The sequence below is a fragment of the Ruminococcus sp. D54t1_190329_F1 genome (genome assembly GCF_015551645.1).
GTDB lineage: Bacteria > Bacillota > Clostridia > Lachnospirales > Lachnospiraceae > Blautia_A > Blautia_A faecis.
On record NZ_JADNDC010000009.1, the window covers coordinates 54,445 to 77,130 of the forward strand.

General features: G+C 42.9%; 21 protein-coding genes, 1 tRNA gene and 1 riboswitch. Of the genes, 1 reads left to right on the forward strand and 21 read right to left on the reverse strand.

All coding sequences use genetic code 11. The features are described from left to right. Positions 1–229: 229 nt before the first annotated feature. From I2D69_RS05745 to I2D69_RS05795, 11 genes are all read right to left on the reverse strand, one after another. A complete protein-coding gene (locus tag I2D69_RS05745; protein WP_148462768.1) occupies positions 230–1,549 on the reverse strand; it encodes an aspartate kinase in 1,320 nt (439 codons plus the stop codon). A 73-nt stretch (positions 1,550–1,622) separates the two neighbouring features. Beyond that, a complete protein-coding gene (tsaA, locus tag I2D69_RS05750; RefSeq protein ID WP_195379550.1) occupies positions 1,623–2,303 on the reverse strand; it encodes a tRNA (N6-threonylcarbamoyladenosine(37)-N6)-methyltransferase TrmO in 681 nt (226 codons plus the stop codon). A gap of 80 nt (positions 2,304–2,383) precedes the next feature. Next, on the reverse strand, positions 2,384–2,728 hold the full coding sequence (locus I2D69_RS05755; protein ID WP_173718265.1) for a DUF1622 domain-containing protein: 345 nt from the start codon (positions 2,726–2,728) through the stop codon (positions 2,384–2,386). A gap of 87 nt (positions 2,729–2,815) precedes the next feature. After that, entirely contained in the window at positions 2,816–3,973 is a 1,158-nt protein-coding gene (rlmD, locus tag I2D69_RS05760) for a 23S rRNA (uracil(1939)-C(5))-methyltransferase RlmD (protein ID WP_118579264.1), read from the reverse strand. Positions 3,974–3,989: 16 nt separating this feature from the next. Next, entirely contained in the window at positions 3,990–4,553 is a 564-nt protein-coding gene (locus I2D69_RS05765) for a phosphatase PAP2 family protein (RefSeq protein ID WP_118579130.1), read from the reverse strand. 176 nt (positions 4,554–4,729) lie between these two features. Further along, positions 4,730–5,647 (reverse strand): LCP family protein, encoded by a 918-nt coding sequence (locus I2D69_RS05770; RefSeq protein WP_173718264.1) that lies wholly within the window; start codon positions 5,645–5,647, stop codon positions 4,730–4,732. Between the two features lie 107 nt (positions 5,648–5,754). Then, positions 5,755–6,510 carry an immunoglobulin-like domain-containing protein gene (locus I2D69_RS05775; RefSeq protein ID WP_173718263.1) on the reverse strand — a complete coding sequence of 252 codons (756 nt, stop codon included), beginning with the start codon at positions 6,508–6,510 and terminating at the stop codon, positions 5,755–5,757. Positions 6,511–6,537: 27 nt separating this feature from the next. Then, positions 6,538–7,272, reverse strand: coding sequence for a Wzz/FepE/Etk N-terminal domain-containing protein (locus I2D69_RS05780; protein WP_118579139.1), 735 nt, complete (start codon positions 7,270–7,272; stop codon positions 6,538–6,540). Positions 7,273–7,353: 81 nt separating this feature from the next. Further along, on the reverse strand, positions 7,354–8,085 hold the full coding sequence (locus I2D69_RS05785; RefSeq protein WP_173716439.1) for a CpsB/CapC family capsule biosynthesis tyrosine phosphatase: 732 nt from the start codon (positions 8,083–8,085) through the stop codon (positions 7,354–7,356). Between the two features lie 52 nt (positions 8,086–8,137). Then, entirely contained in the window at positions 8,138–8,836 is a 699-nt protein-coding gene (locus tag I2D69_RS05790) for a CpsD/CapB family tyrosine-protein kinase (RefSeq protein ID WP_118579145.1), read from the reverse strand. A 173-nt stretch (positions 8,837–9,009) separates the two neighbouring features. Next, positions 9,010–9,930, reverse strand: a complete 921-nt coding sequence (locus I2D69_RS05795) for a 3D domain-containing protein (protein ID WP_243243767.1) — start codon at positions 9,928–9,930, stop codon at positions 9,010–9,012. A gap of 242 nt (positions 9,931–10,172) precedes the next feature. On the opposite strand from I2D69_RS05795, the gene I2D69_RS05800 reads away from it, so the two are divergent. Then, positions 10,173–10,245: transfer RNA gene (locus I2D69_RS05800), tRNA-Gly, on the forward strand. Between the two features lie 349 nt (positions 10,246–10,594). Here the strand turns inward: I2D69_RS05800 and I2D69_RS05805 are convergent. From I2D69_RS05805 to dprA, 10 genes are all read right to left on the reverse strand, one after another. Then, positions 10,595–11,779 (reverse strand): phosphoribosylaminoimidazolecarboxamide formyltransferase, encoded by a 1,185-nt coding sequence (locus I2D69_RS05805; RefSeq protein WP_195379537.1) that lies wholly within the window; start codon positions 11,777–11,779, stop codon positions 10,595–10,597. A gap of 106 nt (positions 11,780–11,885) precedes the next feature. Further along, on the reverse strand, positions 11,886–12,599 hold the full coding sequence (locus tag I2D69_RS05810) for an IMP cyclohydrolase (RefSeq protein ID WP_173773355.1): 714 nt from the start codon (positions 12,597–12,599) through the stop codon (positions 11,886–11,888). A 121-nt stretch (positions 12,600–12,720) separates the two neighbouring features. Next, positions 12,721–12,803: riboswitch (ZMP/ZTP riboswitch) on the reverse strand. Between the two features lie 280 nt (positions 12,804–13,083). Next, a complete protein-coding gene (locus I2D69_RS05815) occupies positions 13,084–13,857 on the reverse strand; it encodes a peptidoglycan recognition family protein (RefSeq protein WP_173716436.1) in 774 nt (257 codons plus the stop codon). After that, the gene (gene guaB, locus I2D69_RS05820) at positions 13,857–15,314 is read right to left on the reverse strand and encodes an IMP dehydrogenase (protein WP_118579160.1); all 1,458 of its coding nucleotides are present in this window, start codon (positions 15,312–15,314) and stop codon (positions 13,857–13,859) included. The genes I2D69_RS05815 and guaB overlap by 1 nt, the downstream gene beginning before the upstream one ends. 81 nt (positions 15,315–15,395) lie before the next feature. Beyond that, the gene (locus tag I2D69_RS05825) at positions 15,396–15,902 is read right to left on the reverse strand and encodes a DUF6106 family protein (protein ID WP_173716435.1); all 507 of its coding nucleotides are present in this window, start codon (positions 15,900–15,902) and stop codon (positions 15,396–15,398) included. 244 nt (positions 15,903–16,146) lie between these two features. After that, a complete protein-coding gene (gene groL, locus I2D69_RS05830; protein ID WP_118579166.1) occupies positions 16,147–17,769 on the reverse strand; it encodes a chaperonin GroEL in 1,623 nt (540 codons plus the stop codon). A gap of 44 nt (positions 17,770–17,813) precedes the next feature. Further along, complete coding sequence (gene groES, locus I2D69_RS05835) at positions 17,814–18,098, reverse strand: co-chaperone GroES (protein WP_118579169.1); 285 nt, start codon at positions 18,096–18,098, stop codon at positions 17,814–17,816. Between the two features lie 424 nt (positions 18,099–18,522). After that, the gene (gene codY, locus I2D69_RS05840; protein ID WP_173716434.1) at positions 18,523–19,308 is read right to left on the reverse strand and encodes a GTP-sensing pleiotropic transcriptional regulator CodY; all 786 of its coding nucleotides are present in this window, start codon (positions 19,306–19,308) and stop codon (positions 18,523–18,525) included. A 341-nt stretch (positions 19,309–19,649) separates the two neighbouring features. Then, positions 19,650–21,728: a type I DNA topoisomerase gene (gene topA / locus I2D69_RS05845; protein WP_173716433.1), complete on the reverse strand. Its 2,079-nt coding sequence runs from the start codon at positions 21,726–21,728 to the stop codon at positions 19,650–19,652. A 42-nt stretch (positions 21,729–21,770) separates the two neighbouring features. Then, positions 21,771–22,655 (reverse strand): DNA-processing protein DprA, encoded by an 885-nt coding sequence (gene dprA / locus I2D69_RS05850; RefSeq protein WP_118579174.1) that lies wholly within the window; start codon positions 22,653–22,655, stop codon positions 21,771–21,773. Positions 22,656–22,686: the final 31 nt, after the last annotated feature.

The following is a 22,686-nucleotide window of genomic DNA, read 5'->3' on the forward strand; positions in this document are numbered from 1 at the left end:
ACGGCACGAAATTTTTTCTATACAAAAAGAGCCATAAATCAAAGATTAATTCTAACACTACCTTTGATTTACGGCTCTTATCTCATTCTTTTACTATTAAAGCTCCCGGACGACAGCCAGAAATGGTACATGCTTACATCAGCGAATTCATGAATACCAGACGTTCTGAACGTATGAGCAGATTTTCATATATGTGAATGCTGCCGACAGGTGACCTATCCACTCAATTTCAAATCTGTGTCAGCACAAAAATATCATAAATTGCTTTCACTGCATTTTCAAAATCACGGTTCTCCACGCCAATGATAATATTCAGCTCACTGGAGCCCTGGTCAATCATCTTGACGTTTACATTTGCATGTGCGAGGGCAGAGAAAATTCTTCCGGCTGTACCGCGGGTGGATTTCATTCCACGTCCTACAACTGCGATCAGGGCAAGGTCAGATTCCATTTCCACAAAATCCGGCTGAACCAGGCGATGGATTCCCGCAATTACCTGCTGCTCCTTTTCTTCAAACTCATCCTGGTGAACATATACTGTCATGGTATCAATACCGGATGGAACATGCTCAAAACTGATTCCCTGGTCTTCAAATACCTGAAGCACTCTTCTGCCAAATCCGATTTCACTGTTCATCATGGACTTCTCAATGTTGATAGAACAGAAACCTTTCTTTCCTGCAATACCGGTTATGGTATATTTCGGCTTGCGGCAGGTACTCTCCACAATAAAAGTTCCCTTATCCTCCGGACGGTTGGTGTTGCGGATATTAATCGGAATTCCCTCTTTTCTTACAGGGAAAATAGCATCTTCATGAAGAACAGTAGCTCCCATGTAGGAAAGCTCACGAAGTTCACGGTATGTAATGGTCTCAATCACAGCCGGATTCTTTACAATTCTCGGGTCTGTTACAAGGAAACCGGATACATCAGTCCAGTTTTCATACATATCAGCCTTAATTGCCTTGGCAACCAGAGAACCTGTCACATCAGAACCACCTCTGGAAAAAGTGGTCACAGTTCCATCGTCCTTTGCACCATAGAAGCCCGGCACAACTGCATTCTCACATTTGGAAAGACGCTTGTTCAGAAGTTTGTCTGTCTTCTCTGAATCCAGATTTCCGTTTTTATCAAAACGGATTACTTCTGCTGCATCCACAAATTCATAACCAAGATAAGCAGCCATCACTTTGCCGTTCAGATATTCTCCACGGGAAGCGGCGTAATCCCTGCCAATCTGTGCTTTAAAATTCTCTTTGATCAACTGGAAATCCTCTTCCATGGAAAGAGCAAGGCCAAGCCCTTTAATAATCTCATAATAACGAGATTTGATTTCTTCTAAAACCTTTTCAAAATCACCGCCATTTGCAGCTGCGTCATAACAGCTGTAAAGAAGATCTGTTACCTTCGTGTCCCCGTCAAATCTCTTACCTGGTGCAGAAGGAACAACAAAACGTCTGCTCTCTTCACTTCTGATAATATCTCCGACTTTTTCAAACTGCTCCGCATTTGCAAGGGAGCTTCCGCCAAACTTTACAACTTTTCTCATAATCCTTATGCTCCTCAAAAACTTTTTCTCCATTTTATGAAAAAATTCGACTTTTTGCAAGGGTTTTTTCGATTTAATTCGTGAAAGTGTTAAATACCTCCAATACCCGCAGCTGTTCTCCATCTACTTTAAAATGAATATCCCAGGATCCAAAAGACATTCCGTATTTTCTTTCAGGGTCCTTCTGATACCCAGGTCTTGGATCGTTTGCAAGGACAGCAAGAAGCGCTTCTCTTTTTTCCACTGGAATCTTCTTCAAAAGCTCTTCCGGAAACTCTACTTTCAGCTTATGATCCTGAATCTGGTCGGTAAATCCGCCTGCTGCTTCCGGATGGCTGTCCACGTAAGCCAGATAGGGCTTTATATCATAAATAGGTGTTCCGTCCATAAGATCCGCTCCTGATACATGAAGCACCGGTCCATACTTTTCAGAAAACTCTACGCTCTCCAGCCTTACACTGGAAAGTCCTATGGGATTTGGACGAAAAGGAGACCTTGTAGCAAAAACGCCCATTCTGACGTTTCCCCCAAGTCTTGGAGGACGCACTGTAGGAGACCACTCCTTGCGGACAGCCTGTGAAAATTCCCAGATCAGCCAGATATGGGTATACTCTTCCAGCCCTCGAAATGCCTTATGGTTCCGATATTCCGGTTCAAAAATAATATCCGCCTTTAGTTCCTGTATTCTGCCGCTCTGATGGGGAATTCCAAATTTCGTTGGAAAATCACTTCTGATATGAGCAATTACTTTCATTTCCATTGTTTATTATACCTTTATCAATCTTTATGTGTGCTCCTATAAACCCGCAGATATCATCTATAAACAGCGAACCTCTATTCCTCATGTCCGCCGCTTTTTTCTTCCTCCTTGATTTCCCAGTGAAGCAGGAACGTAAGAGCTGCACGAAGAGCAATAATTCCGGCTACAATTCCGATTTCCTTCCACTCACGTACCACTACAGTACGTAGAATCTCACTTCCCATTTTAAATTCCAGTCCCATGGCAAGTCCCCTCGCCAGATAGACACCAGTATCTCCGGCATGTTTCAGCCACTTGATAAATCCGGTAATTCCACTCCAGATAATAATGGCAACTCCAATAAACTCAAAAATTACAATGGCGAAACCAGCAATATTCTCCAGAACCCACTCCATAATTCCAGTTATGGTCGTCATCATAGGTACCTCCTTTTTCCTGCTGACAGGATACCTTTTCTTACAGAATATATTTTCATTGCTACACAGCCTGTAAACAGCAACAGTTTCTTATTTTTGCTCCAGCCAGGTCACCACTTCTGTGTGATCTGTAAAACAAAACATTTCCACAGGCTGGATTTCTTTAACTATATAATTTTTTCTCGTAAGGAAATTAAGGTCTCTTGCAAGTGTTTCCGGGTTACAGGAAATGTAAACAATTTTCTTCGGAGAGAGTTTTATTACGGAATTCAGGAATTTCTCGCTGCTGCCTGAGCGGGGAGGATCCATAAATACCACATCTGCCTTTTCACCAGCTTCTGCCATTGCCTCCATAAATTCACCGGCATCACCCTGGCGGAAAGATATGTTTACCACCTTATTCTCTCTTGCATTGATCCTTGCATCCCTGACTGCATCTTTATTCAGTTCCACTCCGACCACTTCTCTTGCCTTACCAGAAGCTACCAGACCAATGGTGCCAATTCCACAATATGCATCAATGACTTTTTCTTTCCCTGTCAGCCCTGCAAATTCCACAGCTTTTCCATAAAGAATTTCGGTCTGCACTGAATTTACCTGATAGAAGGATTTTGGTGAAATACGGAAGGATTTTCCACAAAGGGTATCACGGATAAATCCCTTACCATAAAGTACGATTTCCCGCTCGCCAAGAACCATGCTTGTATTTTTGTCATTAATATTTAATACCACAGTACTGATCTCTGGATGAACTTTTCTTAATGCCTTCACAAAGTTATTCTTGGATGGAAAAATAGGAGAGGCGACCACCAGTACTACCATTACCTCACCTGTGGAAAAGCCACGACGCACCAGTACATGGCGCAGAAGTCCATATCCGGTATCCTCATCATATGTTTTGATCTTAAAAGACTTCAGCATTCCCCGAATGGTACGGATGATTTCCTGACTCTTCTTATCCTCAATCAGACACTGTTCAATAGAAACCACTCTGTGGGTACCAGCCTCATAAATTCCAGAAATAATATTTCCCTTCCGGTCACGGTCAAATACAGCATGAACTTTATTCCGGTAAAAATAAGGATCTTTCATTCCAATTACCGGCTTCACATTCCCAAACTTCTTCAAAAGCCCCTGTACCTGATTTTGTTTCTTTTTAAGCTGTGCGGAATAAGGCACACCCTGATACTGGCACCCACCGCACTTTTTTGCGTATGGACAGACTGTCTGTGTTTTTTTCTCTTCCATAAATTCTCCCTTATCTTTATTTTGCTTTTCGTTCTTCATAATATCTAACTAGAGCGTGCTCTAGCTTCAGCGCCGCCAACGCACTAAAAGTGCCTACAAGGGCTCCAGCCAGCACATCTGTAGGATAGTGTACTCCCACGTACAATCGGGACAAAGCGATCAGTACTGCCAGGACCATGGCTGCTTTTCCCCATTTTCCAGGAAAGGCTTTATAATATACGCCTGCACAGGCAAAAGATGCGCAGGTATGACCTGATGGAAAAGAATAGTCCTTCAGCCTGGCAACCAGAGGCACAAGTCCCTCCACAGAATCATAAGGTCTTATACGCGCTACCAGATCCTTAAGGCATAAATTCGTAACCACTGCCCCTATAGCTAGTGCCAGAAGTGCGGTTACACCTGCCTTTCTTGTCTTCTTTGGAAAAAGAAAGAGCAGCCCCAAAACAATCCAGAACCAGCCTCCGTCTCCTAGAAAGGTAATTCCCTTCCACAGCCAGGTAAACAGATCACTTCTTAAATACTGCTGTATAAAAAGCAGAATCTGTGCATCAATATTATGTATCCATTCAAGCAATTCCACTTATCCTCCACCCGCTTTCAATTCTGATTGCTGTCTATATATTTCTATAATTTATTTTTATAATGGTTCAGCAGACAGTGTGTAACTGCAAAGGAACTCAACAGCTGCTTTTATTTCGTTATTATAGCGTAAAAGACGGTTCGTGTGGTGCGAACCGTCTTAATTCTTTTTAATTCTTATTCACCTGCGTGATACAGGATCTGCTGAAGATATTGCCGATTCTGCTCAAGATCAGGAACCAGAACCTGCATGCCGTCAATCGTCTGAGGTGTGTAGGCTCCATCCTCCGGAATCCGGTATGATGCAATTTCATCTGTACCGATGTTCATCACATCCATGGCATATCCGGTTATATCCCACAAAGAAAGATCCGTAGTAACCATTGGAAGAACATCCTTAACCAGACCTGCAATATCAAAAACTCCCAGATCTTTTATCTTGGCAAAAGCAGCCATAAGTACTTCCTGCTGCCGCTCTGTTCTCCGATAATCGGAATTTCCAATAGAACGGTTGCGTGCATGGATAAGTGCCTGTTCTCCATCCAGATGGTTCATTCCTTCCTGAAGATTCCAGTCGCTTCGAAGAGGCTGAGGGTAAAGAACATTCTGATCTCGTCCGCAGATATAATCTGCTTCCGCCTGAGTCAACTCCAGATCTATTCCTCCAACCTTGTCAACCAGAACCTGGAAAACTTCAAAATCCACTTCCACATTTCCATCTATCTTTACTCCGAAATTTTCTTCCAGAGTCTGGTCCAAAAGATCCATTCCTCCATATGCGTAAGCCGCATTAATACGAGTAGTCGAATATCCAGGAATGGCAACATAAAGATCTCTCATAAAAGAGGTCAGGCTTACAGTACCCTGATCCTTGTCCAATGTAGCAAGAATCATGGAATCGGAACGCTGACGGGACTCTCCCTCTCTTTTGTCCTGTCCGATCAGCAAAATACTCTTGATATTGCTGGTGGCCGCTTCAGCATCCGTATTCTCTGCCTTTACTGTATATGCAAACGCCGTACTCACAGCCGGGCTTTCCAGAAACAGCACCGCGCCAAGGCAGATAAGGGTCTTCTTCCATATGGTAGATCTCATATATTTGCTCCTATGTACATGTGCATGGTCAAAAAGGAATCTTTCTGCCGGTTCTTTCATAACCAGCAGTCGCTATTGATTACTGTTCACTCCGTTCACAGTAATCATTATTTTACTACAATTGTCAGAACAGCTCCGTTTGAAGCATTGCCATTGGAGTCAACAACATAATAAGTCAGTTCATAAGTACCCGGAGTATTCACATCAACGGTTCCAGTGATCTGAATCTTACGATAAAGATCACTTGTTGAATCTTTATCGTCTTGAATGTCTTTTACATAACTCAGTCTGTCAATCTGTGTTCCCTTGGCAATTTCAACGTAGTAAGTATTCAGATAAAAACGCGGATCCTGAGGGTTCAGCTGGTCAATCTTTTCTTCTTCCCTTTCCTGCGCTTTTTCTTCTTCTGTCATTTCTGGTTCTTCTTCATCTTCTGAATCAGTCTCATTTTCATCCTGCAGGGCTTCATCCGTTTCTGCATCTGTATCTGTATTGTCAGAAGAAGTTTTGGTTTCTGAAGTAAATCCCATAAGATTTCCCTCGGAAGTCATATGATAAGTTACCTTTGTTACATTGTTACTGTTATCCTTTGCAACATAAACAACTGTGACTTCATCCCCTTTTTCATTTGGATAAACATTCTCAACTGTCAGGCTGGCTGAAACATCTCCATCTCTCTTGTCAACAGCTTTTACTCCTTCCAGAAGATCTTCCGTTGTCATATCCGAAGTGTAGCTGTTTTTCTTGCTCTCTGCAATGGTAATTTCCGGTCCCTTGCGATCCTGCCTCATATACAGCCATCCCAGGATTCCGGTCGCTCCTATTGCCACTGCCGCCATTAAAACAATCAACCATTTACGCATATCTGCAGCTCCTTATACTCAATTTCATCAGCGACGTTTTCTTGATTTCTGTTTCTTGGATCTGCTTTCTTTCTCTGAATATGGAATGCTTCCCAGAACAGAAAGTCCAAGATAACGCTCTACATCTTCCTCAACCTTGATCGTATCATTTGTAAGATAAATGATGATCACAATCGCCATTGCAATGATAACACCTAAAAGTCCACCGATCACACCATTCTTCGCAAGGCTTGGGCTGGCTTTTTCACTTGGGATGTTTGCGCTGTCAACTACGTTAACCGCCTCAATATCCATAACTGACTGAATGTGCTCTGCTGCCATATCACGGATAGCATTGGCCATCTCGCTTGCTGTATATGGATCTTCATCAGATACTATGATCGTTACAATACGGCTGTCTGTAGAAGTATCTACCGTCAGTTTGCCAAGCAGCTGCTGATAGGTAATATTAAGATTCAGCTGTGCAATTACACCTTCAAGAACTGTACGGCTCTTAATAAGTTCCGCATAGTCCTTAGTCAGCTGTGTACTGGTCTGCATATCAGCACTGGTCAGTGTATTGCTGTCCTGTTTATTCAGCACCATGATCTTCGTGGTAGATTCATACTGTGGAGTGATAAAAAGCATTGTTCCGATAATGGAAATCACACCCAGAATGATACCGGAAAGAATAATCACTCCCAGCCTGCTAAGAATCAGGTGAAAAATCTCACCTAAATCGATTTCAATTTCATCGTTATTATTTGTAACCTGATTTTCCATTCTTCTTCTCCGTTACCCTGTAATTTTCTTTACTTTTTCTAAACAGATACATCGTTTCCAACGACATCCCATATATAAAAGTCAAAATCTCTCGTTATTTATAATGCACTCCGGATTGCTGATAAAAATCATATCCGCGTAATCCGTACCCATCATTTTTTCAATTTTGTCGTAACATTTGCCAATGTGAGGCGTTCGTCTGGCCAGATCATGACCGTCAGACCCCACAAAATCCAACATTTCTTCTTTAATTACTTTCTTGCAGAAACGCTTGATCATAAAGCCATCCTCACCAATAATACTGTCCGCATTCATCTGAATATAGGCACCCATATCCCTGAGTTCATCAATAAAATCCAGACCGTTTTTTACTACCGAATGATAGCGTTCTACATGTGCGATAATAGGATAATACCCTTTCCGGATCAATGCCTGCACCCGTTCCCTGATATAGGACTTTTCGTCTGAAGTCCGAAACTCCGTTAACACATAACGGGAACCTGACATGGTAAGTCTTTCCCCTTTTTTCAGACAGTCTGTCATATCCATACTGGAATGAAGCTCGCAGCCCAGATACATCTGAATACCGTCTTCTCCAATCTCAGCGGCAGCCTTCCTCACACGAAGGAACTGCTTCTTAACCTGTTCCAGAGACGGCTCAAACATATCATATCGAAAATGCGGAGTGGCAATAATGTTGCGGACACCATCATCATATTCCTTCTGGAGCATGCGTACAGATGTCTTGAGATCCTTCGCTCCATCATCAACTCCCGGAACAATATGACAGTGAATATCATAAATACCTTTCATTCGCTTCGCCCATTTCCAATCTTTTCATATAACAATCTCGAATAATGACGGATCAATATTTTCCGTATTCTCCGTACTTGCCATATTTGCCATATTTACCATACTTACCGTATTTACCATATTCCTTAGTATCTACCTTGTTCAAAATCGCACCGATGATCGGACAGTTGGTCTTCTCCAGCTGCCCCTTGATCTCCTGTACAAAATGGTAGCTGATACTGCCGGATTCGATTACAATGACAGTTCCATCGCAGGAATCCGCCACAACTGCACAGTCGATTACTCGTCCAAGAGGCGGTGTATCTATGATAATGTAATCATATACATCTCTTACAACACGGATCATGTCTTTAAACTGTCTGCTTCCTAAAAGCTCTGCCGGGTTCGGCGGTACAACACCGGAAAAAATAATGTGAAACTTGGGAAGATTGGTTGCGCAGATAACGTCCTGCAGTTTCGCCTGCTTGGACAGGTAGTGGGTCAGTCCCTTCACTTCTTCCTCAACCTGTACACGTCCCATAAGTACGGATTTACGAAGGTCTGCATCAATCAAAAGTACAGATTTACCACTCTCTGCAAGGGAAGCTGCAAGATGGAAAGTTACATTACTCTTTCCTTCATTCGGGGTACAGCTTGTAAATGCAATCACCTTTTTGTCGGCACCGCAAAATTGAATGTTTGTACGAAGTGCCTTATAAGCCTCATCCATGGATGAATCAGCTTTCCAGTCGCTAATTTTTACTTTTACCATAATTTTGTTTTCACCTTATCTATTTGTTATCCTGTAAATCTGCCATATTTTCCTTCTGATTTCCCATAATTCACGTCATGGCAGTATCTGCCTAAACATTATACACTAGAAGTACCGCATTGGCTAGTACATTTTCGAACTAAATATGCACAATTTTTCACAAAATTTTCATATTATTCTTGATTCCCTTCCTGAATCCCTTCTATACCCTGAACGGATGATCCCTCTTCCAAAAGATAAACTTCTACATCAAATACACCGCTGTTCAATGCTTCCGCATGGCTTCCCATATAAATATCAATGCGGTTGTTCTTAATGGCGCCGCCGCAGTCTTCTGCCACATAGACCTGTCCATTGATAACTACTTTAGAACCGTAAGGAATTACAGTTGGATCTACTGCAATAGTACGGTTCGTGGTAGCTGTCACACCTGTGGATGTGATTCCGTTTGCCCACGGACCGCAGCAAATGCTGCACTGGCAGTAATGGGTAATATGGAAAACACCAAGTGGACGAAGGCTGCTGTCTGCGGAAACCATAATCGGCTGTCCTTCAAGAACACCTGCATTTCCCCCTGTCTGGGTAACACCTTCTACTGCTTCTGCAAATACGCCCTCTCCTGTACTTTTATGTATAATTCCTGCTTCTACAGTTCCATCTGAGGTTGCATCTGAAGCTACCTGATTCTTATCTTCATACCCCTCCAAAACAGAGGTTGGGATATATCCCACCTGTTCTTCTCCATTATCATCCTCAAACAGAATCCTGCTCCAGATATCATCAATAGTACCTGTCCGGCTGATTTCATCTTCTTCCAGCACTTCGCCGATCACAGACCCCTCTTTTCTGCCAGGATAATCTAATACATCTGTATCTGCCGCTACTGTGACAGTATCCTGGACTTCCGTGATCTCATCCTCGATTTTCCCGGAATCCTTTTTTTCGACAGCTTCTTCTGAAACTGTTTCTTCTTTATTATCATTATTTTCCTGTGCTGTACCTGAAATGGCCGGACCGGCTATTTCCGCTCCAAGCGCAGAAACAGGCATACATGCAGAAACACATACTGCCATAACCAGAAATCTTTTTTTCATGAATTTATATCTCCTGATCTGTTCAATTTTCCCCTCTACTCTTTGTTTATCATAGCACAGCTATTTTCTTATTTCAAATCCCATCAGGCTTTTTAGAAATTTTTCACATTTATTATTGTAGCTTTTTTATTTTTTCATTAAAAAAAACATTATTTCATTTTTTTCAAAAAAACATTGACAAAATAGATTTTATACTGTATTATATGTTTTGTCGCTGAGGAAAACAGTTGACAGCAATAAATGCGATAGTGGCGTAGTTGGTAACGCGCGACCTTGCCAAGGTCGAGACCGCGGGTTCGAGCCCCGTCTATCGCTCTGAAGCTCCGATTTAGTCGGAGCTTTTTTGTGTCTGAATCCGCCTTACAAAGCGGTCACTGTCTTTTGTATACTTCATAAGAAAATCCCGCTTATTTTTTCGGAAATAATTTATAAAGGACATCTTATTTTAAACAAAAAAGCCTTGTACAATTTGCTTTTCTATCTGAAGATTCTCTATTGACTCATCTTTCAATAAGAATTTTCAGTTCTTTGCACTTTGTACAAGACCTTTTATTACTTCATTTTATTATTCTGTCAGAATCCAATATTTTTTCTTAAAACGTGTTTGAAAAAACTTTCCGCAAGATGTGCGTCTCAATTGCAAGAATGATTTTTCAGGCACAATTTAGTGATGGAATAATCTAATTCCGGTAAATGCCATTGCTATATTGTATTTGTTGCAGGTATCGATTACGTCTGCATCTCTCACAGAACCGCCTGGCTGTGCAATATATTTCACGCCACTTTTGTAAGCTCGCTCAATATTGTCGCTGAATGGAAAGAACGCATCAGATCCTAATGTTACATCTGTCATCTGATCCAGCCATGCTCTCTTCTCTTCCTTTGTGAAAACTGCAGGTTTCTCTGTGAATGTCTTTTCCCAGTTTCCATCCGCCAGAACATCCATATACTCATCAACAATGTAAACGTCGATAGCATTGTCGCGCTCAGCTCTTGAAATACTTTCCTTAAATGGAAGATTCAATACTTTCGGGCTTTGGCGAAGGAACCAGTTATCTGCTTTCTGTCCTGCAAGACGTGTACAGTGAACTCTTGACTGCTGTCCTGCACCAACGCCGATTGCCTGTCCGTCTTTTACATAGCATACGGAATTGGACTGGGTGTATTTCAGAATGATCAGGGAAACTTTCATATCACGCTTTGCTTCCTCAGATAATTCTTTATTCTCAGTTACGATGTTGGAAATCAGCTCATCATCAATTGCAAGCTCCTGTCTTCCCTGCTCAAAAGTAACGCCGAACACCTGCTTATGCTCTAATGGAGCCGGTACATATTCCGGATCGATCTGAATTACATTGTAGTTGCCTTTTTTCTTCTGTTTCAGAACCTCAAGTGCCTCCTCTGTATAACCAGGAGCGATCACACCGTCGGAAACTTCTCTCTTGATCAGAAGTGCTGTGTCTTTGTCACATACATCAGAAAGGGAAATAAAATCACCGAAGGAAGACATTCTGTCTGCGCCTCTTGCACGGGCATATGCACATGCAAGCGGTGAAAAATTCTGCCAGTCCATATCCTCTACCCAGTAGATTTTTGCAAGCGTCTCTGTAAGCGGAAGACCAATGGAAGCACCTGCCGGGGAAACATGTTTAAAAGAAGTAGCTGCAGGAAGTCCGGTTGCCTTTTTCAGATCACGCACCAGCTGCCAGCCGTTAAAGGCATCCAGAAAGTTAATATATCCAGGTTTTCCGGAAAGTACTTTAATTGGCAGTTCACTTCCATCTTCCATGTATATTTTAGATGGTTTCTGATTTGGGTTACAGCCGTATTTTAATTCTAACTCTTTCATGGTTATCTCCTCCATTTTATCTTTTAAGGTAACGATTCAGTAGGTACTATTCTGTAAGGCATTCCGTTTTGCGAATATAATTTACAAAAAACGGAAAGCTTCATTTTCAGTGATTCTTGTTGATAATTTTTGATTCATATTTACCAGTCTCGATATCAATGTATCTCACAAAAAGTGAAACCTTATTGTCTTCATTCAGGCTCTCCCACAACATATCTGCAAACGCATCCATGTTATCCGGAATCCGAACAAGCTTCGGCTCGCCCTCAAAGCTTGGCAGCGGGTTTCCATCACATTTATAAGTATGGATAAAATGTCCCTCACCGGCCTTTGCATTCTGATATGCAAAAGTGTAACGGTTGCAGGAAGAAGGATCTCCATTATTGCTTTTCAAAATGGACATTGCATAACTGTAAGTGCCGTTCTCTACATGCATAATTCCGGAAATACGTGGTGTATAGTTTGGTGCATCTGGCTCAAACTCTCTGGAACGTAAAGACTGCTCAAAAGTGAGCTGATGATCCATTCCTTCGTAAATAGTGTCTGTCTGGTCACCGTTTGTCACAATTGTTTTATTTCCAAGTACGCGGACAGGTGCATAAATGATCAGGCTTGGATCTACCAGTTTGGAAGGGTCAAATGCCTGTGTGCGGATTCCCTCTCCATCCTCCACAAATACACGATTGCGGCTGTTCTCACTTCTTCCCATAATAAAGTAAGCGGTAACTGCCTTCGTTCCATCAGCGCTGCGGCCAATGATGATTCCTCGTCCCGGGTAAGAATTTTCCTTCAGTTCTTTGTCCAATGCTATCATTTCCATGCAGATGTTCTCCTTTCGAAATTTACATGAGTATATTACCGCAGCCACCAGATTTTCAAACACACTCTGGCATACGCTTATACTGGCTGCGTGTATAAAAAACGCCTGGGAAGCCCCTCTTCCAGGCTGCCCAGGCGGTCGACACAATGATATCACTGCACTCCCTGTGGGTATTCCCACGATCCGCCAGTCATGCAGTTCTTTTTTATACTACAATATTTTTTTCGTTATTTCAAGATGGGAAATCTTTTTCTTTTATGTACAATTTTTTTGTGGTTACTGGTCACGGAGTGACCAGTAACACGCTTCGCGATGCACAGAAATCATGCATTCGCATGATTTCGCGCTGAGATTCTCGGGTTTTCTGTGAACTTTGTTCACAAAAAACACCTCGCGGAACGTTACCAATGACCAGTAACTTTTTGTGGTTACTGGTCGCAATGCCTGCATAAGCAAATTTATGGATATAGTCCGTACTTTTTTCTCAGGAAATCCCCATCAAGCCCTGATCTATTGTGATCTGTGCACTGATATCCGCCTTCATCTGCTCCCAGGCATCCGGATGATCCACATAATACTTGGGGCATTCCTTGCCTGTCACATCATAATGCCGGATCACCTGCTCTGAGGTCAGCCCAAATCGGGCGCACAGCCATGCAGCCAGCTTTACCACAGAATCATAAGTTTCCTGTTCAAAAACGCCGGTATCATCTTTATGACAGCACTCAATGGAAATACTGTCCACATTCCTTGAGTTAGTCGCATAAGACATCTCCGAGGTAGGAATACACTGGATCACTTCACCCTCCAGTCCTACTACAAAATGGCTGCTTACTTTCGCCTCATGAGAAATGGAAAGATTCTCAAAATAATCCCTGTTATTCTGGGCTGTGGCACCGGGATTGGCTGTATAATGGATCGCTATGTAATCAGCTCCATTCAGGGGCAGCTGAGGCCTGGAATACTCATTTGGAGTCAATAATTGTACATCTATGTAGGGAGCACCCTGGGACATCCATTCTTCCGGTCCATAATTCGTATGATCATTCGTTTCCTGGAATGTCTCTGCACTTTCCTCCTGCTTCTGTCCTTTCCTTACCATCAGAATAACCACTCCTGTCACAACCAGAAGCAAAAGAAGCACCAGTAATGCCAGACGCTGATTTCTCTGACGGATTCTGCCGCCCTTATCTGTTTTTTCTCTTTTGTTAAAAGAAGGCCGCCTTGAAAAAGACGGCCTTGCAGATTTTCTTTTCATTATTTGTCATCCACACTGTAGTTCGGTGCTTCTTTTGTAATGTGAATGTCATGTGGGTGAGACTCTTTCAGGGAAGCAGCAGAAATCTTCACGAATTTACCATTCTGTTTCAGTGCTTCAATATTCTCAGCTCCACAGTATCCCATACCGGAGCGAAGTCCTCCGATCAGCTGGAATACAGTGTCCTCAAGGTGTCCCTTGTATGCAACACGTCCTTCCACACCTTCCGGAACAAGCTTCTTGGCATTCTCCTGGAAGTAACGGTCCTTGCTGCCATTCTCCATAGCTGCAATGGATCCCATTCCACGGTATACTTTATATTTTCTTCCCTGATATAACTCGAAAGTTCCCGGGCTCTCATCGCATCCGGCGAACATGCTTCCCATCATACAAACGTTTGCACCAGCTGCGATTGCCTTGGTAACATCGCCTGAATACTTGATACCACCGTCTGCAATAATCGGAATACCATATCTCTTGGCAACCTCATAGCAATCCATGACTGCTGTGATCTGCGGTACACCAATACCTGCAACTACACGGGTGGTACAGATAGAGCCAGGTCCGATTCCGACCTTAACTGCATCTACACCAGCATCAATCAGAGCCTTGGTAGCGGCTCCTGTGGCAACGTTTCCTGCGATAACCTGAAGCTCCGGATATGCAGCCTTGATTTCTCGTACAGCACGGAGGATATTCTCAGAATGACCATGAGCAGAATCAACAACGATGACATCAACATTTGCCTTCACAAGTGCATCTACACGGGCAAGCACGTTGGCGGTAATACCAACAGCAGCTCCACAGAGAAGACGTCCCTGTTCATCTTTGGCAGCCAAAGGATATTTAATCTGTTTTTCAATATCCTTGATGGTGATAAGTCCTTTTAAGTTAAAATCATCATCTACAATGGGTAATTTCTCTTTACGGGATTTCGCAAGGATCTCTTTCGCCTCTTCCAGTGTAATACCTTCTTTGGCTGTGATCAGTCCCTCAGATGTCATGGACTCTTTGATCTTCTTGCTGAAATCTGTCTCAAACTTCAGATCACGGTTGGTAATAATACCTACCAGCTTCTTGCCTTCTGTGATCGGGACACCGGAAATACGGAATTTCGCCATTAAGTCATTGGCATCCTTCAATGTATGTTCCGGAGATAAGAAAAACGGATCTGTGATAACACCATTCTCAGAACGCTTAACCTTGTCCACCTCTTCTGCCTGCGCCTCGATAGACATGTTCTTGTGAATGATACCGATACCTCCCTGACGTGCCATGGCAATCGCCATATTGTACTCAGTAACGGTGTCCATTCCTGCACTCATCATGGGAATGTTCAGTTTAATCTTCTTTGTAAGGTAAGTTGAAACGTCAACTTGATTCGGGATTACTTTGGAGTACGCCGGAACTAAAAGGACGTCGTCGAAAGTAATGCCTTCACCAATGATAGTACCCATTGCTTTTCCTCCCTTGTCTTATTGTGTCTTTGGTTTGTAGATTAGTGTAGCAAAAAACTAAAAGTGTGTCAATCTAGTAAATTAATCTAAAAATACTTTGCTCGGAGCAGTGTTTCTCATGGTTTTTGCCAATATTTCATCTGGCTCGATAATTACTTTGCAGGTTTCTGCGCCATCGCGGCAGACAATTGCAAAACGCTTATGTTCCGGATTTCCGGAGGAAAAATCCTGTACCTTCAGCTTCTGGTTGCTGTTGTAATAGTCCATTCTGTGTGAATTAAGGGGTGCCATAATATCACATTCTGTAATATTCAGGCTTTTTACTCTTTTTCGCTTGGACTTTGCCATGATCTTGTCAATGTCAAGTTCTCCGTTTACAAACAAGTACTCAAATTCCAGATCAGTTCCTGGAAAAATAAAAAGATAGGCACAGACTCCCAGTACAATTGCCGCGATCAGAAGCGGGGGCATAATAAACAGTCCTGCGAGTACCAGAAGCACGATCAGTGCAATGATACTGCCTTTTACCAGCCTGTCCTTTGCGGTCCGCTCTTTTTTTACAAGCAGCTCGGAATACAAATCGCTCATATTACAATTCTCCTTTGTTTTTTTTGCCAGCCGGCATGTTGTTCTAAGTATAACACACAAAAGTTTTCCTGTGAACATTGTTCCTGATAAAACACGGAATATTGCCAATACACAGTAACAGTAAAAAATGACTTTTATTGAATGCAAAAGGGCCAGCGTCTTTGACACCGACCCTTATGAGTTCTGAATTATACCTTCAAAAATCCTTTCATGGATTTTCCGTTCTGTTTTCCGCTGCCGGAAATTACATCATTCCCATACCCTGACCGCCAGCTGGCATTGCCGGAGTATCTTCTTTGATATTTGCAACAACAGACTCAGTTGTAAGCAGAGTAGAAGCAACACTTGTTGCGTTCTGAAGAGCACTTCTTGTAACCTTTGCAGGATCAAGGATTCCCTCGTCTACCATGTTTACATATTTCTCGTTCAGAGCATCAAAACCAACACCTGGCTCAGACTCTCTTACTTTGTTGATGATAACTGCACCTTCAAGACCTGCATTAGCAGCAATACGGAACAGCGGAGCTTCCAGTGCTTTCAGGATGATGTTTGCACCAGTCTTCTCATCTCCCTCAAGATCTGCCGCAAGTTTTGCAACCTCTTTGGAAGCGTGGATATATGCAGAACCGCCTCCTGCAATGATTCCTTCTTCAACAGCTGCTCTGGTAGCTGCAAGAGCATCTTCCATACGAAGTTTTGCTTCTTTCATCTCAGTCTCAGTAGCTGCACCAACACGAACCACTGCTACACCGCCTGCAAGTTTTGCAAGTCTTTCCTGAAGCTTCTCTCTGTCGAAATCAGATTTTGTCTCCTCAATCTGAGCACGGATCTGGGCAACACGATTGGCAATTGCTTCTTTATCTCCCATACCATCGACAATAACAGTATTCTCTTTTGCAACTTTAACAGATTTTGCACGTCCTAACTGAGCCATTGTAGCATCTTTCAGTTCAAGACCTACCTCGTCAGAAATTACAGTACCACCTGTCAGAATTGCGATATCCTGAAGCATTTCTTTTCTTCTGTCACCATAGCCAGGAGCTTTTACAGCTACTACCTGGAAGGTTCCTCTTAATTTGTTTACGATCAGAGTGGTAAGAGCCTCACCCTCAACATCTTCAGCGATGATAAGAAGTTTTGCTCCAGCCTGTACGATCTGCTCCAGCAGCGGAAGAACTTCCTGAATGTTGGAGATTTTCTTGTCTGTGATCAGAATATATGGATCCTCAAGGTTTGCTTCCATCTTCTCCATATCAGTGGACATGTATGCGGAAATATATCCACGGTCAAACTGCATACCTTCTACAAGGTCAAGCTCTGTGTGCATGGTCTTGGACTCTTCTACAGTAATAACACCGTCGTTGGAAACTTTTTCCATTGCATTTGCAACAAGCTCTCCGACTTCTTTATCTCCGGCGGAAATAGATGCAACGTTTGCGATCTGTTTCTTTCCGCTTACTTTCTGGCTCATGTTCTTAATTGCTTCTACAGCAGCATCTGTAGCTTTCTTCATACCGCGTCTCATAACGATCGGGTTAGCACCTGCTGCCAGATTCTTCATTCCTTCATGAACCATTGCCTGGGCAAGTACAGTAGCAGTTGTAGTACCATCACCAGCTACATCGTTTGTCTTGGATGCAACTTCCTTGATCAGCTGAGCTCCCATGTTCTCGAAAGCATCCTCAAGCTCGATCTCTTTTGCGATTGTAACACCATCGTTTGTGATAAGCGGAGCACCGAACTGTTTATCAAGTACTACGTTTCTTCCTTTCGGACCAAGTGTTACTCTTACGGTATCAGCAAGTTTATTTACACCAGCCTCTAATGCTGTTCTGGCTTCTGCGCCATATTTAATCTCTTTTGCCATAATGAATCATCCTCCTGATTTCAAGTTATTTATAAGGTTATGTCTTATTTCACAATTGCAAGAATATCGCTCTGTTTTACGATGATATACTCTTCACCGTCAAGCTTAACCTCTGTTCCTGAATATTTGGAATAGATAACCTTGTCGCCTACAGTAACTTCCATTTTCACTTCTTTCCCGTCAACGACTCCGCCAGGTCCTACAGCGATTACCTCTGCCTGCTGTGGTTTCTCCTGTGCCTGTCCCGGAAGAACGATACCGGATTTTGTTGTCTCTTCTGCTTCTAACTGTTTTAATACAACTCTGTCGCCTAATGGAACTAATTTCATGATCTATGTCCTCCTTTAGAATTGTTTTCCTTTTTCTTACTAGCACTCATTATTGCTGAGTGCTAATCACTGTTCATTATATTATTGAATTATCGTTATTTGTGCAACTCTTTTCATAGTTACATTTTCAAGTATATTCTGTTTTATTCTCTTTTATGCTCTTTTTTTCTCTTGTTTTCTCACTTTAAAAATTTTCTGATTTTTTTGTTTCGCCGCTTTTGAAGCCTGACCGTTAAAACTTTTTGGTGTAATAGTGAATTCCAATGAATTTTCCTGTTACACACAAAAAAAGAACTGCCCTCCAGAGCGTGTTTGAAAAATCATTCCCGCAATCTGCATTTCACAATTTGCAGAAAGCCTTTTTCAAACACGTTCGAAAGAAAACAGTTCTTCTGTACACTTGTTTATTATTTATTGAATTCACTCAGGCCTTTTTATTTCTCTGGGCCTTAATCTCTTCTAATTCATCAAAGATCACTTCATTGAGAACCTTGATATAGGTTCCCTTCATACCGGATGACCGGGACTCAATAACGCCCGCGCTCTCGAACTTGCGGAGTGCATTTACGATTACTGATCTGGTAATACCTACTCTGTCTGCAATCTTGCTGGCAACAAGAATTCCCTCATCTCCGTCAAGCTCATCAAAAATATGGATGATAGCTTCCAGTTCAGAGAAAGAAAGTGTGTTAAAAGCAGATTTCACAACCTGTTTCTTTCGGTCTTCCTCAGCATTCTCTTCATGTACAGCTCGCATCATCTCAAGACCTACAACTGTGGTGCCGTATTCACTGACAATAATATCCTCAATATCGTATGGACGATCCTTGCGGTACATAAACACCGTTCCAAGACGTTCTCCTGCAATATCAATAGGATTGATGATTCCCTGATAGCTGCTGGAAACATGCTCAAAGCCAAGTGTCTGGAGATTCACGTTCTCTTTGGTGGATAATACTCCTAAAAAGCGCTCATTCAGCAGAGGGTCAACATGACCGCCCACCTCATCAGCTATCAGTTCCCGGATTTCCTCAACTCCCGGGCAAAAACTTACACCAAGCACCTTGCCTTTCTTGCTGAGAACCAGGATATTAGAACTTAAAGTATCCATCAGAACCTGGCAGATATCATTAAAAACCACCTTGCTGGAACTGCTGTTATGGAGAAGTTTATTGATTTTTCTTGTTTTATCAAGTAACTGAACGCTCATTTTGTCCTCCCTTCGCTTTTGTTACATGAGAGCCTGTTAAAAAAATCATTCCCGCAATCTGTACGCTCCACTTTGCAGAAAGCCTTTTCAGACATGCTCTGGCTTTAACTGTTATTCTAATACTACACGTTTTTCAAACTATTTACAAGCTATTTTTTACTATTTTTCAATTTTGTTTAGCTTTTCTGAAAATATCACGTTTTTGAAACTATTCATCAAACAATGGAAGTAATAGAGCTTTTATTTAAAAAATCCCCTGCAAAACATAATACAGCTGCCTTGCAGGGGATTTTCCCCGGAAATTCCTTAATTTGTTACTGCTCGCACCCTTCACAGCAACCTTAATTTTCTTTTTCATCCTTCGGCCTGGCTTCTACATAGCCACAGGTCTCCTGGCTGCACACCAGTTTATTTCCTTTTTCCACCATGTAGCTTCCGCACACCGGACATTTCTTATCCGACGGCTTCTGCCATGACATAAAGTCACATTCCGGATTATCTTCACAGCCGTAATACTTACGGCCTTTCTTCGTCTTCTTAAGCACCACTTCCTTACCACACTTCGGGCAGGCTACACCAATCTTTTCATAGTAAGGCTTGGTATTGCGGCATTCCGGAAATCCCGGGCATGCAAGGAAACGTCCGTGAGGACCATATTTAATCACCATATGACGACCACAGTTATCACAGATCACATCGGTCTCTTCATCATGGATGTCTACTTTCTCCAGCTCTTCCTGGGCAGCATCCACATCATGTTTCAGATCCGGATAGAAGTTCCGGACTACTGTCTTCCACTGTACAGTACCATTCTCCACACAGTCCAGAAGTCCCTCCATGGTAGCCGTGAAATTCACGTCCACAATGCTTGGGAACGCCTGTTTCATAATACTGTTTACCACCTCGCCCAACTCTGTCACATAAAGGTTACGCTGCTCCTTTGAAACATAACGGCGGCTGATAATGGTGGTGATGGTCGGTGCATAAGTACTCGGACGGCCGATTCCAAGTTCCTCCATGGTCTTTACCAGGGAAGCCTCTGTATAATGTGCCGGCGGCTGGGTAAAATGCTGTTCCGGCTTTAACTCTTTCAGCTTCAGCTTCATGCCTTTACTCAGGCTCTGGCTTAACACATTTCCCTTCTTCATATCCTCTTCCTGCATATATACCGAAAGGAAGCCGTCAAATGCCACCTTGGAAGCGGACACAGTGAACGTATAATCTCCACCAGCCACTTTTACAGAGGTAGTCTCATACTTTGCAGGAGCCATACGGCTGGCCGCAAACCGCTTCCAGATCAGCTGATACAATCGGAACTGATCTCGTGTAAGGGATTCTTTTATCTGTACAGGTGTACGGCTGATATCAGTTGGGCGGATAGCCTCATGAGCATCCTGGATCTTCTGTCCCTTCTTCACTGTCTTGGCAGTTTCTGACACATATTCTTCTCCATACTGGCTGCTGATGTAGCTTCTTGCTGCCGCATCTGCCTCGTCAGAAATACGTACAGAATCAGTACGAAGGTATGTGATCACACCTACAGTACCGTTGCCCTTGATGTCAACACCCTCATAAAGCTGCTGTGCCAGACGCATAGTCTTCTGGGTGGAAAAATTCAGTGTTTTGGATGCCTCCTGCTGCAGGGTACTGGTAGTAAAAGGAAGCGGAGCATTCTTGATTCTCTCGCCTTTTTTCACCTCAGAGATCTCAAATTCTTCGTTCTCAAGAACCTTAAGAATCTCATCCATCTCAGCTTTATTGTGGATATCCATCTTCTTGTCTGTTCCGTAGAATTTAGCCTCCAGAGGCTTTTTCTCGCCATCCACAAGGAATTCACCATTCAGGCTCCAGTATTCTTCCGGGATAAAAGAATTAATCTCCTCCTCCCTGTCACAAATGATGCGAAGTGCAACAGACTGCACACGGCCAGCACTTAAGCCTCTCTTTACTTTCGCCCAGAGAAGCGGACTGATGGTATAACCCACCATACGGTCCAGCATTCTTCTCGCCTGCTGTGCATCTACAAGATTCATATTCAGACCTCGTGCATGCTTCAGGGAATCCTTTACAGCAGTCTTTGTGATCTCGTTGAAAGTGATTCGGTGCATTTTATCCGGATCTTCTTTCAGAGCCTGCATCAAGTGCCAGGAAATTGCTTCTCCTTCACGGTCAGGGTCAGTGGCAAGATAAATCTTATCAGCTTTTTTGGCTGCCTTGCGAAGTTTGGCAAGCAATTCCCCCTTACCGCGGATGGTTATATATTTCGGCTCGAAATCATTCTCCACATCTATTCCAAACTGACTCTTGGGAAAATCACGGACATGTCCATTAGATGCCTCTACCTCATAATTTGCCCCAAGAAATTTCTTTATTGTCTTTACTTTTGCAGGTGACTCAACTATCACCAGATATTTAGCCATACTACCTCTCCTACTTTGTATTCAGTCTACATACACTACAAATTATCCCCCTGATATTCTGTAGTATTGTCTGCCTGTCTCTCCCACAAGCCCCATTAGCTGAAGTTCTGTCAGAAGAGCACAGACTTTTGATGCTGAAAAACCGGTTTTCCGTATTAAATTATCCAGATTTTCAGGTCGTAAATCGAGACCACTATACACCAAATCCAAATCCGGTGCAAGCCCCAACTTCTTTTTTTCCACATTTTGAGGTCTGTTTTTTGCCTCGATTCCCCATTCCATAAGCATGATTTCCGGGCTGTAAGCGATTCCTGCACCATCGAAGATCAGTTTGTTGCAGCCTCTGCTCAGTTCCTCTGTCACAGCTCCCGGAAGGGCATAAACACTGTGTCCATGTTCCAGGGCAAAGTTTGCAGTGATCAAAGAACCACTCTGTTCCTTGGCTTCTACCACAAGAACAGCATCGGAAAGTCCGCTGATGATCCGGTTTCTTGCCGGGAACGCCCAGTTCACAGGCGGAGAGCCCGGGGGAAGCTCGCTGATGATCCCACCGCCTTTTTCCAGAATCCGCTGATAAAGCCATCTGTTAGAATTGGGATAACACACGTCCACTCCGCTTCCCAGTACTGCAAAAGTAGGAGTGTCCGTATCCAGTGCACCTTTATGCCCCTCTGCATCAATCCCTCTTGCCATTCCACTGATGATCTGCACACCGTAGCTTGCCATGGTTCTTGCATATTTAAATGCCTGACATCTGCCATAAGGACTGCACATGCGAGCACCTACCACTGCTGCAGCAGGCTTCTTCGGATCTGGCAGGTTTCCGATGTAGTACAGTTTTTTGGGCATTCCGGAAAGTTTTCTCAAACGATCTGGAAAATTGGAATCCTCTATAGTTAAACATTTGATTTTCTGCATTGCTTCCATACTAAAATACCTCCCTGTGTGCGGTTTTATG